Source organism: Caulobacter sp. HMWF025 (genome assembly GCF_003060965.1).
Lineage (GTDB): Bacteria > Pseudomonadota > Alphaproteobacteria > Caulobacterales > Caulobacteraceae > Caulobacter.
In genome coordinates this window covers 27,584-39,518 of sequence record NZ_QAII01000100.1, presented here as the reverse complement: position 1 = coordinate 39,518, position 11,935 = coordinate 27,584, and the positions used below count along the sequence as shown (strand labels likewise).

General features: G+C 67.1%; 13 protein-coding genes, 1 tRNA gene and 1 pseudogene. 10 read left to right on the top strand and 5 right to left on the bottom strand.

What is annotated here, in order from left to right; translation table 11 throughout:
* Both DBR10_RS11040 and guaD read left to right on the top strand, forming a co-directional pair.
* A partial coding sequence (locus DBR10_RS11040; RefSeq protein ID WP_199225330.1) for an XdhC family protein occupies positions 1 to 313 on the top strand: 313 nt, incomplete at its 5' end.
* On the top strand, positions 300 to 1,583 hold the full coding sequence (guaD, locus tag DBR10_RS11035; RefSeq protein WP_108505064.1) for a guanine deaminase: 1,284 nt from the start codon (positions 300 to 302) through the stop codon (positions 1,581 to 1,583). The genes DBR10_RS11040 and guaD, both read left to right, overlap by 14 nt.
* 116 nt (positions 1,584 to 1,699) lie before the next feature.
* Here the strand turns inward: guaD and map are convergent, their stop codons facing one another.
* Positions 1,700 to 2,530: a type I methionyl aminopeptidase gene (gene map, locus DBR10_RS11030; protein ID WP_108505065.1), complete on the bottom strand. Its 831-nt coding sequence runs from the start codon at positions 2,528 to 2,530 to the stop codon at positions 1,700 to 1,702.
* 214 nt (positions 2,531 to 2,744) lie between these two features.
* Here map and DBR10_RS11025 point away from each other — a divergent pair, with 214 nt between their 5' ends.
* The 3 genes from DBR10_RS11025 to DBR10_RS11015 are packed head-to-tail and all read left to right on the top strand — an operon-like array spanning position 2,745 to position 4,492.
* The gene (locus DBR10_RS11025; protein WP_108505066.1) at positions 2,745 to 2,939 is read left to right on the top strand and encodes a hypothetical protein; all 195 of its coding nucleotides are present in this window, start codon (positions 2,745 to 2,747) and stop codon (positions 2,937 to 2,939) included.
* Positions 2,936 to 3,829: a fatty acid desaturase gene (locus DBR10_RS11020; RefSeq protein ID WP_199223542.1), complete on the top strand. Its 894-nt coding sequence runs from the start codon at positions 2,936 to 2,938 to the stop codon at positions 3,827 to 3,829. The genes DBR10_RS11025 and DBR10_RS11020 overlap by 4 nt, the downstream gene beginning before the upstream one ends.
* A gap of 9 nt (positions 3,830 to 3,838) precedes the next feature.
* A complete protein-coding gene (locus tag DBR10_RS11015) occupies positions 3,839 to 4,492 on the top strand; it encodes a GNAT family N-acetyltransferase (protein WP_108556341.1) in 654 nt (217 codons plus the stop codon).
* Here the strand turns inward: DBR10_RS11015 and DBR10_RS11010 are convergent.
* From DBR10_RS11010 to sfsA, 3 genes and pseudogenes are all read right to left on the bottom strand, one after another.
* Positions 4,443 to 4,835 (bottom strand): hypothetical protein, encoded by a 393-nt coding sequence (locus tag DBR10_RS11010; protein ID WP_108505068.1) that lies wholly within the window; start codon positions 4,833 to 4,835, stop codon positions 4,443 to 4,445. The genes DBR10_RS11015 and DBR10_RS11010 overlap by 50 nt on opposite strands.
* Before the next feature lie 136 nt (positions 4,836 to 4,971).
* Positions 4,972 to 5,045: pseudogene (locus tag DBR10_RS19985) on the bottom strand (hypothetical protein); the annotation flags it as partial.
* 27 nt (positions 5,046 to 5,072) lie between these two features.
* Complete coding sequence (gene sfsA / locus DBR10_RS11005; protein WP_108505069.1) at positions 5,073 to 5,792, bottom strand: DNA/RNA nuclease SfsA; 720 nt, start codon at positions 5,790 to 5,792, stop codon at positions 5,073 to 5,075.
* A 57-nt stretch (positions 5,793 to 5,849) separates the two neighbouring features.
* Between sfsA and DBR10_RS11000 the strand changes: the two genes are divergently transcribed.
* On the top strand, positions 5,850 to 6,617 hold the full coding sequence (locus DBR10_RS11000) for a competence/damage-inducible protein A (protein ID WP_108505070.1): 768 nt from the start codon (positions 5,850 to 5,852) through the stop codon (positions 6,615 to 6,617).
* 75 nt (positions 6,618 to 6,692) lie between these two features.
* A complete protein-coding gene (locus DBR10_RS10995) occupies positions 6,693 to 7,691 on the top strand; it encodes a zinc-dependent alcohol dehydrogenase family protein (RefSeq protein WP_108505071.1) in 999 nt (332 codons plus the stop codon).
* A 5-nt stretch (positions 7,692 to 7,696) separates the two neighbouring features.
* Here DBR10_RS10995 and DBR10_RS10990 read toward each other — a convergent pair.
* Positions 7,697 to 7,781: transfer RNA gene (locus DBR10_RS10990), tRNA-Leu, on the bottom strand.
* Positions 7,782 to 7,914: 133 nt separating this feature from the next.
* Here DBR10_RS10990 and DBR10_RS10985 point away from each other — a divergent pair.
* The 3 genes from DBR10_RS10985 to DBR10_RS10975 all read left to right on the top strand — a co-directional run bounded on the left by DBR10_RS10985 (position 7,915) and on the right by DBR10_RS10975 (position 11,923).
* A complete protein-coding gene (locus DBR10_RS10985) occupies positions 7,915 to 8,280 on the top strand; it encodes a c-type cytochrome (RefSeq protein ID WP_108505072.1) in 366 nt (121 codons plus the stop codon).
* 63 nt (positions 8,281 to 8,343) lie between these two features.
* A complete protein-coding gene (locus DBR10_RS10980) occupies positions 8,344 to 9,624 on the top strand; it encodes a Xaa-Pro dipeptidase (RefSeq protein WP_108505073.1) in 1,281 nt (426 codons plus the stop codon).
* A gap of 217 nt (positions 9,625 to 9,841) precedes the next feature.
* Entirely contained in the window at positions 9,842 to 11,923 is a 2,082-nt protein-coding gene (locus DBR10_RS10975; RefSeq protein WP_108505074.1) for an ATP-binding protein, read from the top strand.
* The last annotated feature ends 12 nt before the right edge of the window (positions 11,924 to 11,935 follow it).

Sequence of the window (11,935 nt, the reverse complement as noted above, 5' to 3'; positions counted from 1 at the left end):
GGCCTATGGCCTGATCCTGACCCACGACCATGCCCTGGACTATGCCCTGGTCTCGGCCGGCCTGGCCGGGGGCGGTTTTGGCTATCTGGGCGTGATCGGCTCGAAGACCAAGCGGGCCCGGTTCCTGAGCCGGCTACGCGATGACGGGTTCTCCGACGCCGTGCTCGACCGCCTGACCTGCCCGATCGGCCTGCCGCAGCTGAAGAGCAAGGCCCCCGAGGTGATTGCCGTCTCGGTGGCCGCCGACCTGCTGATGCGCCTGGAAGCGGCGCGCGTGACCCATGACGAAGGGATCTCCCGTGCAAGCCTATAGGGCGTCGATCCTCCACCTGCTGGACGATCCGACGCGGAACACCGACGCCGTCGCCTTCCACGACGACGGCCTGCTACTGGTCGAGGACGGCCATGTGGTGGCCTCTGGCGACTTTGCCGGGCTGCGCGACCTGCTGGGCGACACCCCGGTTGAAGATCTGAGCGGCAAGCTGATCACGCCGGGCTTCATCGACACCCACATCCATTTCCCGCAGGTCGACATCATCGCCGCCCATGGCGCGCAACTGCTGGACTGGCTGGAGCAGCACACCTTTCCGGCCGAGGCGGCCTTTGCCGATCCGGCCCATGCGAAAGAGGCGGCGAGCTTCTTCGTCGAGGAACTGCTGCGCAACGGCACGACGACGGCCCTGGTGTTCGGCTCGGTCCACAAGGGCTCGGTCGAGGCCCTGTTCGCCGAGGCCCTTGCGCGCGACATGCGGCTGATCGCCGGCAAGTCGCTGATGGACCGCAATGCGCCCGAGGGGCTGACCGACACGGTCGAGAGCAGCCGTGCCGACATGGAGCGTCTGATCGCCGACTGGCACGGCAAGGGCCGGCTGGGCTACGCCGTCACGCCGCGCTTTGCGATCAGCTGTAGCGATGGCCAGCTGGCCATGGCGGGCGAGATGCTGGCGGCCCATCCCGGCGTCTGGATGCAGACCCACCTGTCGGAGAATGCGCGCGAGATCGAAGAGACAGCGGCGCTGTTCCCGCAGGCCCGCGACTATCTGGATGTCTATGACCGCTTTGGCCTGTTGGGCCCGCGCTCAGTCTTTGCCCACTGCGTGCATTTGCAGGGCGACGCCTTTCAGCGTCTGGCCGACAAGGGCGGGGCGGTGGCCTTCTGCCCGACCTCGAACCTCTTCCTGGGGTCGGGCCTGTTCCCGCTGGAGACGGCCTGCGCCCATGGCGTCAAGGTCGGGATCGGAACCGATGTGGGTGCCGGGACCAGCTTCTCGATCCTTCACACCCTGGGCGAGGCCTACAAGGTCGGCCAGCTGCGCGGTCAGGCTCTGGACCCGTTCCACGCCCTCTATCTCGCCACCCTGGGCGGGGCTCGGGCGCTGGATCTGGGCGACAGGATCGGCAACCTGGCCCCCGGCAAGGAGGCCGACTTCCTGGTGCTGGACCTGGCGGCCACGCCGCTGCTGAAGCGCCGGCTGTCGGGCGACCGCAGCCTGGAAAACCGCCTGTTCGCCCTGACCGTGCTGGCCGACGACCGCGTGGTCGAGCGGGTGATGCTGGCGGGGGTGGAGCAGTACCGGCGCTGATCCTGGCCCCCTCCGGATGCTGCGCATCCTCCTCCCCCGGAGGGGGAAGATGGAATCATCCGCCCCCTCTGGGGGCGGACGACCTGCGCGGCAGGTCAGGTGGGGGCGAGTGGCCCTCAGCCCCCGAGGATCTCAGGCTGGAACAGCCCGGCCGGCGAGGCGGTGAAGATCTCGAAGCCGTCTTCGGTGACGCCGATCGAGTGCTCGCACTGGGCCGACAGCGACTTGTCGCGGGTCACGGCGGTCCAGCCGTCGCCCAGCACCTTCACGGCCGGCTTGCCCAGATTGACCATCGGCTCGACGGTGAAGAACATGCCCGGCTTCAGCACCGCGCCCTGACCGGGACGGCCAAAGTGCAGGATGTTGGGCGCGTCGTGGAACACCTTGCCCAGGCCGTGGCCGCAGAAGTCGCGCACCACCGAGCAGCGCTGGGCCTCAACGTAAGACTGGATGGCGTGACCGATGTCGCCCAGGGTCGCGCCCGGCTTCACGGCGGCCAGACCGCGGGCCATGCCCTCATAGGTGATCTCGATCAGGCGGCGGGCGCGGGGGCCCACCTCGCCGACGCCGTACATGCGCGAGGTGTCGCCGTGCCAGCCGTCGACGATCACCGTGACGTCGATATTGACCATGTCGCCCTCGCGCAGGGCCCAGTCACCGGGGATGCCGTGGCAGACCACGTGGTTGCGCGAGATGCAGACCGTCTTGGGATAGCCGCGATAGAACAGGCAGGCGGGCAGGGCCTTGTGGTCGAGGATGAACTCGCGGGCCAGGGTGTCGAGATGGTCGGACGAGACCCCCGGCACCACGTGCGGGATCAGCATGTCCAGACACTCGGCCGCCAGCTTGCCGGCCCGACGCATGCCCTCAAAGTCTTCGGCCTTGTGAATCTTGATCGCACCCGTGCGGGTTTCGGCTTCGATCTCAAGGGCGTCGTCAAGGGTCATGGCATACTCGAAAGAGGCAGGGGCACCGCAGGGGGCGTTAACCGGCGAAGCGGGCTTGTCTCGCAATGATAGCACAAAACTTCAATGACCGCCTCTGCCAGATCGTCTCGCTGTGGCCGCAAGGCGGTCGCAGGGCTTGTCAAAAATGACGCCTGTGTCATCTTTGTGATCAGGCTGTCGTCCAGAGCAGCCACGGGGCAAGGACGGGCGGACAATGCAGCAGATCTTGATGGGGCTGTTTCGGATCATGCCCCTGTTGTTCGGGCTCGGATTCCTCGCCCCGCTGCTGGCCCAGACCCTTGAGCGCCTGCACTGGACCGCGCCCTTCGGCCTGTCGCCTATCGTCTTCGGCCTGCTGGTCGGCGGACTGTGGGGCGCGTTCGCCACGATCAAGGGGCGCTGGCTGTGAAGGCCTCCGTCCTCAGTGAAGCCGAGATCGCCGCCCTCGATGCGCGCGGCCTGATCCGGCTGGAAAAATCCATCGCCGAAGGCTTCATGGGCGGCGTGCCCTGGGGCTCGGTGGCCTGGGCGCTGGCCAATACGACGGTCTGGTTTGCCCTGTGGCCGCTGACTCTGTCGGGCTGGCTGCCGCTGTGGGCCGCCTTTCCGATCGCCACGGTCAGTATCGCGCTCAGCTATCTGCCGTCCCACGAGGCCCAGCACCGGATCATTGCCCGTCCCGGCGAGCCGCTGTTCTGGCTGAACGAGCTGATCGGCCACATCTCGACCCTGTCACTGGTCCTGCCCTATGACGTGGCGCGCCTGACCCACTACGAACATCACAAGCACGCCAATCACCCCGAGCTGGATCCCGACATCTCGACCCATGCGGCCGGCACGCTGGACTTCCTGCGCCGCAGCCTCGCCAACCGCCAGCCGTCCGGCGCAGCCGACCGAGCCTATGGCGAGACCCTGCAGCGGCTGGGCACGCCGGAGGCCGGCCGCGCCATGCTGGTCGCCGCCGTCTATCGGCTGAGCTATTTCGGCATCCTGTTCGGCCTGGCCTGGAGCGGTCATGCCCTGGAGGCGGCGCTGGTCTGGTGGCTGCCGCGCCATCTGGCCGCGACCTATATCCAGTACTATCTGAGCTGGGCCCCGCATCATCCGGCCCAGGAGATCGGCCGTTATCGCGACACCCGCGCCTTCCGCAGTCCGCTGGGCAATATCCTGACCATGGGCATGCAGTTCCACATCATCCATCACCTCTATCCGCGCATTCCGCTGATGCGGACACCGGCGGCCTACTGGGCCCTGCGCCCGGTGCTGAAGGCGCGCGGCTGCGAGCTGGGCGGGCTGTAGGGCGTCCGGATGAGCGCCGCGCCGCGAACCGTCCTGACCGCCTCGCCGGAAGAGGCCGCCGCCATCCGTGCCGCCGTGCGCACTCCGGACCTGAACCTCTTCGAAGGCCGGGCGCGGGTCGCGACGACGGATGATGCTGCGGCCTTGACGGACCTTCTGTCCGACCCGGCCGTTTCGGACCCGATCTACGATCTGCCACGGCCGATAGACCTGGCGAATGTCACGGCCTGGATCGAGACGGCAGGCGCGCTGCGCGAGCGGGGTGAGGCGCTGCTGCTGGTCACCCTGGACGAGGCCGACGCCGTCGCCGGCTACTCGCTGTTCACGGTCTGGCCGGAGCGGGCCTCGGCCGAGATCGCGGGGGCGCGCCGGGCCGACCTGCAGGGCTCAGGCGGCGGGGCCGGCGGGGCCGCGCGCAGTTTTGGCTGGATGTTCGACGCACTGGGCGTGAGGCTGATCGGGGTCACGGCCGCGCTGGACAATCACCGGTCAGCCCGGATCATCGCCGCAGCGGGATTCACATCGATGGGCGTTCGCGACTGCCTGCGACCGGACGGCAGCACGCGGTCCTCACTCTACTGGGAAATGACCCGCGAGGCCTGGCACCGGCGGATCAGGGCGCAACGCGCCGCACCACCCCGGCCTCACGGGCCGCAGGCTTGATCTCCTTGACGAAGGTGGCCTGCAGCGTCGTCGGCCGGTCGCGACGCACGCTGCACACGCCCTTGTAGCGGGTGACCCGGCCGGACACCTTCTCGGTGACATCGGCGGTGAACTTCACGTCCCACTCACCGGGCTTGCCGGTGGGCACCGGCTCCATGTCGTTGGAACTGACGCCCGAGACTTTTTTCAGCCCGAACTTGTCTTCCAGCTTGCCGGTACAGGCCTTGAAGGCCAGCACGGCGCGCAGGGCGACGATGCCGCCGCTTTCCTTGCCGTCTGGCGAGGCCCCGCAGGCCGTCAGCGCCAGGGCGAGGCCCACAGCGGTCAGGGTCTTGGCTTTCATGCGGATCGGCTCCCCCAAGGCGCGACGCAGGGGTAGCGCGTTGCGAGCCGATTGCAGCTTAATTCGATGTCATGTGGGGGGCACCCATCGCCGAACCCCAATTCTGTTTGTCATCCCGGAAGCCTCGTAGAGGCTATCCGGGACCTAGGGGCAACCGCATCGCAGCGGCCCTGGGTCCCGGCTCTTCGCTGCGCTTCGGCCGGGATGACAATTCTTGTTGAGGCCGACGAGCGAGCGCTACCCTGGCGTCTGGCCAGGTCCAAGCCAGGGCATCCGCCGAGCGACCCGCACCGCATCGGACGAAACCTCGCAGCCATAGACCAGCACCTCGACCCCCGCCTGCGCCGCCGCCTCGAGGCCGCGCGCGAACTTGGGATCAAGGTCGGCGCAGGCGCTGAAACCCTCACAGTCCATCCGCTGCACCACAAACAGCGCCACCGCGCGGTGTCCGACAGCGACCTGGGCCGCGAGGTCTTCTAGATGCCGCGTCGAGCGCGCCGCCACGCAGTCGGGAAACTCGGCCAGGCCCGGGGTGCGCGAGAGGTGGACATTCTTCACCTCCAGCCAGCACGGCGGGCGATCCGGGTGTTCCAGCAGGAAGTCCACCCGGCTGGCGGCGGCGTATTTCACCTCGGGCCGCACGCCGGCGTAGCCGGTCAGTTCGGGGATGGCCCCGGCCGCCAGGGCCTCGGCGACCAGGCGGTTGGGCAACATCGTGTTGATGCCGACGAGGCTGGTTTCTGTCTCTACCAGTTGCAGGGTCCAGGGCAGTTTGCGCTTGGGGTCGTCCGACCACGACACAAAGGCCCCCTGTCCCGGCCGGTTGACGCCCAGCATGGCACCGGGATTGGGGCAGTGGGCGGTGATGGCCCGGCCGTCATCCAGCACGATGCCGGCGAAGAAGCGCTTGTAGCGCTTCACGAGACGGCCACGAACGAGCGGTTGCGGGAGCAGCATGGCGGCCCTAAGTCGGAGGGGTAAACAGAGATGACAGCGCTTTAGGGGAACGCGGCGATGACGACCAGCAAGGACAAGGTGACAGCGGCCGTTCTGATCATCGGCGACGAGATCCTGTCGGGCCGCACCCAGGACGTGAACCTCAACGCCATCGCCAAATATCTGGCCACCTATGGCGTCGACCTGTCGGAGGCCCGGGTGGTGCCCGATGTCGAGCAGGAGATCATCGACGCGGTCAACGCCCTGCGCACCAAATACGACTATGTCATCACCACCGGCGGCATCGGCCCGACCCACGACGACATCACCGCCGACTCGGTCGCCAAGGCCTTCGGCGTCACGGCACCCGAACATCCCGAGATCATGGCCATGCTGCGCGAGCGCTGGGGTGAGCCCAATGCCGCCCGCCGTCGCATGGCCCATGTGCCCGAGGGCGGGGTGCTGGTGAACAATCCGGTCCAGGGCCCGCCCGGCTTCCAGAAGGAAAACGTCTTCGTGCTGGCCGGCGTCCCGGCGATCATGCGCGGCATGCTGGGGGATGTGGGCCCGCGCCTGCGCACCGGGGCGGTGGTAATCAGCAAGACCGTTCGCGTCACAGGCAGCGGCGAAGGCTTGATCGCCGCCCCGCTGGAAGCGGTGGCCAAGGCCCATCCCGACATGTCGCTGGGCAGCTATCCCTTCTTCAGCCCGCCCGACGTTTACGGTGCCAACCTGGTGGTGCGCGGCCGCGACCCGGCCGAGGTCGACGCCGCCGTTGAGGAACTGGTCGCGGCCCTGACCGAAGCCGGGGCCGCAAAGATCGAGCGGATCGACGCGACTGCCTGACGGCGCTTCGATCCCGCAACGGACGCCGCCACTTCACGAGCCCGGCGCCGCATACAATCAGACAGAGGAAACGCCATGAAGGTTGCAGCGCTGAAGGCCCCCGGCGGGCTGGACCATATCGTCATCGAGGAGCGTCCCGATCCGGTCGCCGGGCCCGGGCAACTGCTGGTGCGGGTGCGGGCCTCGTCGCTGAACTTCCATGACTTTGCCGTCGTGGCAGGCATGATCCGCACGGCCGACGGCCGTATTCCGATGTCGGACGGGGCCGGCGAGGTGGTCGCGGTCGGCGAAGGTGTCCGGCGGTTCAAGGTCGGCGATCAGGTCCTGTCGACCTTCTTCCCCAACTGGCCGGCCGGCGGCCCGGCGCTGGAGCGCCTGTTGGGTGTGCCCGGCGACCACGCCGACGGTTTTGCGGCCGAATATGTCGCCATGCCCGAGACCGCCTTCACCCGCCTGCCGAAGGGCTGGTCGATGACCCAGGCGGCGACCCTGCCGTGTGCGGCCCTGACCGCCTGGCGGGCCCTGATGGTCGAGGCTCGCATCCGGCCCGGCGACGTTGTGCTGGTCCAGGGCACGGGCGGGGTCTCGATCTTCGCCCTGCAGCTGGCCAAGGCCGCAGGCGCGACGGTGGTGGCCACCTCGTCCTCGCCCGAAAAACTGGAGCGGCTCAAGGCGCTCGGCGCTGACCACCTGATCAACTATCGCGAGGACCCCAAGTGGGGCGAGACCGCCGCCAAGCTGGTCGGCGGCGTGCATGCGGTGGTCGAGATCGGCGGCCCGGGCACCCTGGCCCAGTCGATCCAGGCCTGCCGGATCGGCGGCCACATCTCGCTGATCGGCGTCCTGACCGGCGTCTCGGGCGAGGTGCCCACGGCTCTGGCCATGTCCAAGAACATCACCATCAAGGGCGTCACGGTGGGCTCGCGCCAGGACCAGGAAGACATGATCGCGGCGCTGGAAGCCTCGGGCATCCAGCCGGTGATCGACTCGACCCACGGGCTGGACGATCTGGCGGCGGCCTTTGCGCTGCAGATCTCGCAGAAGCACTTCGGGAAGATCTGCCTGGCGTTCTGAGGCCCTGGTAGGGACAGTGGGACTCGAACCCACACGGATTGCTCCAACGGATTTTAAGTCCGGCGCGTCTACCGATTCCGCCATGTCCCCAGGGTAGTCCTGCGGCTTACGACAACAGGCCTTTGGCGTCGAGGCCGGGGACGATCTTATGTCGCTTGACCCGGATCAAGGTCCGGGAGACGAGCGGGGCGCACGCTTGTGCGCGGCTTGAGGGAGACTGTGGATGCGGCGTCTTGCGGGTCTGGCTTTGCTGTTCCTCACGGCCTGCGCGCCGCTGACGCCACCGCCGCCGCCTCAGGCTGCGCCATCGGCTGCGGTCGGGGATGCGGTTTTGCGCGGACGGGCTCTCGTCGAGGCGCGCTGTTCGACCTGCCATGCGGTCGGTGCGACCGGCGATAGCCCACTCTCGCCGGCGCCGTCGTTCCGCACGCTCAGCCGCCGCTATCCGGTTGCCGACCTGCAGGAGGCGTTTGCCGAGGGTATCTCGACCGGCCATCCGCAGATGCCGCAGATCCAGCTGGAGGCCGACCAGGTCCGTGACCTGATCGCCTATCTCGAAAGCATCCAGTCCGTAGACCAGCGTCCCTGATCCGTCATCGACGCCGGCCCCGGTCATGCTAGCGTCACGGTCTGGAATCAGACGGGGACGGACATGCGGGTTGAACTCAGGGCGCTGCTGGCAGCGGGTATGGTGTGCGCAGCGGGCTCGGCCCAGGCGGCGAGCGTCGAGGCGGTCAGTGCCGCCCGACTGCTGGATGTGACGACCGGCAAGTATGTCGAGTCCCCGATGGTCATCGTCACCGACGGTCGTATCACGGCCGTGGGCAAGAAGGGCGAGGTGGCCGTTCCGGCCGGAGCCAAACTCGTCGACCTGCCGGGCGCGACCCTGCTGCCGGGCCTGATCGACATGCACGTCCATCTCGACAGCCTCGCCGAGATCGGGGGCTATAACAGCCTGGAGTACTCTGATCGCTTCTGGAGCGTGGTGCAGACCGCCAACGCCAAGAAGACGCTGGAGGCCGGTTTCACCACGGTCCGTAACGTCGGTGCGGCCGACTTCGACGATGTCGGCCTGCGCGAGGCGATCGATGCGGGCTATGTGCCCGGCCCGCGGATCGTCACGGCTGCCATCTCGTTCGGGGCTACGGGCGGTCACTGCGACTCGACCTTCTTCCCGCCGTCGATGGACGAAAAGAATCCGCTGAACAGCGACAGCCCTGACGAGGCGCGCAGGGCGGTTCGGACGTTGAAGAAGTACGGGGCCCAGGTGATCAAGATCTGCGCGACCGGCGGGGTGTTCTCGCGCGGCAACGAGCCGGGCCAGCAGCAGATGACCTATGAGGAGATGAAGGCGGTCGTCGACGAGGCGCATATGGCCGGCCTGAAGGTCGCCGCCCACGCCCACGGGGCCTCGGGCATCCGCGAGGCGGTGCGGGCCGGGGTCGACACCATCGAACACGCCAGCCTGGTCGACGACGAGGGCATCAAGCTGGCCGTCCAGAAGGGCGCCTACTTCTCGATGGACATCTACAACACCGACTACACCCAGGCCGAGGGCAAGAAGAACGGCGTGCTGGAAGACAATCTGCGCAAGGACCGCGATATCGGCGAGATCCAGCGCGAGAACTTCCGAAAGGCGCTGAAGGCCGGGGTCAAGATGGTCTACGGCACCGATGCAGGCATCTATCCGCACGGCAACAACGCCAAGCAGTTCGCGGTGATGGTGCGGTACGGCGCGACCCCGCTGCAGGCCATCCAGTCCGCAACGGTCACGGCCGCCGAGGCTCTCGGCCAGAGCAAGGACGTCGGCCAGATCGCCGTCGGCCGCTATGGCGACATGATCGCCGTGAGCGGTGACCCGCTGAGCGACGTGACCGCGCTTGAGAAGCCCGTTTTCGTGATGAAGGGCGGCGAGGTGGTCCGCCAGCCCTGAGGCTTGAACTTTGCTCATTCTGGGGAGACTGTGGAGGCATCATCCTGTTGACCGATCTTCCGCCTGGCGGTTTGAGGTGCGAGGGTGATCCGCCAGACGTGTCGATCCGGGCAGTTTGACGGTCAGCGTATCCAGTGTGATGCTCTGGCCGCCACCTGCCCGGCACGATGAGACAGGGAAGCGATATGCCCGGACCTCATGAGGTCAGGCTGAAGGGATGAGCCGGTCGGCAACCTTCGAGGCCTTTCGTCGGATCGTCACAGTCGTGGCGGGAGGTGGCGACCTTGCGGGTGTGCTTGATGCCATCGTCCTTGCGGTCGAGGCTGAACTTCCCCGGGGGATTTGCAGTATCCTGCTGCTCGACGAAACCGGCCATCTTCTGGTGCACGGGTCGGCACCGGGCCTTCCGTCCGCCTATTGCGACGCGGTGAACGGCTTGCCGATCGGCCCACAGGTCGGCAGCTGCGGCACAGCCATCTTCGACAATCGCCGGGTCCTGGTCTCCGACATCCAGACTGATCCCCTCTGGGCCGACTATCGGGACCTGGCGGCGCAGTTCGGCCTGGCGGCCTGCTGGTCGGAGCCCATCCGCGACGCCGAGCACCGGGCGATCGGCAGCTTTGCCATCTACAGCCATGAAGTCCGCGAGCCCTCGGCGGACGACCTGGTCTTCATTGAGTCCGCCGCGGAGCTTGCAGGCTTCGCCATTGAGCGACGTCGTGCCCAGGAGGCGCTGGCCCGCAGCCAGGCCCTGGCGCTTGAACTGGCCGAGCGCGAGCGCGCAGCTGCGGCCAACCTGACGACCTTTTTCGACGTCGCCGCCGAGCTGATGAGCATCGTCGATCTCAAGGGGCATTTCGTTCGGGTGAACAAGGCCTGGGAAGATCAACTGGGCTATACGGCCCAGGAGCTTGAGGGACAGCCCTACAGGCAATTCATGCATCCCGAAGACCTGGCCCCGACCCAGGCCCAAACTGAAGCGCTGCTGCGGAATGGCGCGGGTCGGAGTGTCATCAACCGATACCGCCGTAGCGATGGTGTCTATCGCCTGCTGGAATGGCGCTCGGTGATCGCCGGCGAGCTGGCTTTCTGTGTCGCGAGAGACATCACCGAAGCAACCCAGATGACCGCAGATCTGGAAAGCGCCCGCCTGGCGGCAGAGACAGCCAATCTCGCCAAGGGCAATTTCCTCGCCAATATGAGCCATGAGCTGCGCACGCCATTGAATGGGGTCATCGGGATCCTCAGCGCCCTGGACCTCACGGATCTGAGCCCGGCCCAACGTGAGATGACCGGCTTGATGCGGGCTTCGGGTGTGGTGCTCGAGCGGCTGGTGTCTGACATTATTGATGTGTCCAAGGTTGAGGCAGGGCAGCTTGACCTCGTGGTTTCGCCCTTTGTGCCGAAGGTACTGTTCGATGATGGGCTGACGACCTGGGCGGCCCTGGCCAGAAGCAAGGGTCTGGCCTTTGCGGTCGATCTCGGGGCGGGAACGGAAACGGCCTTTGAGGGCGACAGCCTCCGGCTGCGACAGGTGATCGACAGCCTCCTCTCGAACGCGATCAAGTTCACGACGAGCGGCGGGGTCGAGGTCAGCGTCAGTATTGAACCGGCCTCGGCAGCTTCGGATCCGGCGGTTCTTGCGGTGAGCGTTCAGGATTCCGGTCTCGGCTTCGATGCCGCGACGGCCGAGCGGCTGTTTCAGCGCTTTGACCAGGCTGATGTGAGCTCCACCCGGGCCTTTGGCGGAGCCGGCATCGGTCTGGCTCTGAGCAAGAGCCTGGTCGAACTGATGGGCGGGACGATCTCGGCGCAGTCCGAACCCGGCCGGGGCAGTCTGTTCCGGATTACGGTGCCCCTGTATCCGGTCGGCGACGGGGTGGCCCCGGTCCGGGATGAGGTCCCGGTTCCGGAGGCGGCGCTAAAGGTCCTGCTGGCCGAAGACAATCCGACCAATCAGAAGGTCGTCCAGCTGATCCTGGCCGGTGTCGATGCTGACCTGACCATTGTGGAAAATGGGGCCGAGGCCGTTCAGGCCTGCGAGGCCTCAAGCTTCGACGTCGTCCTGATGGACCTCCAGATGCCGGTCATGGACGGCCTGGCGGCGATCCGGGCCATTCGCCTGCATGAGGCCGAAAGTGACGCGCCGCACAAAATGCCGATCGTGGTGCTGAGTGCCAGTGCCATGCTCCATCACCGCGAGGAGGCCCTGGCGGCCGGAGCGGATTTCCATATCGCCAAACCTGTGACGGCGTCTGACCTGCTGGTGGGCATCAGCCGGGCCCTGGAAGGCGGCTGACCGGGTCTCTGC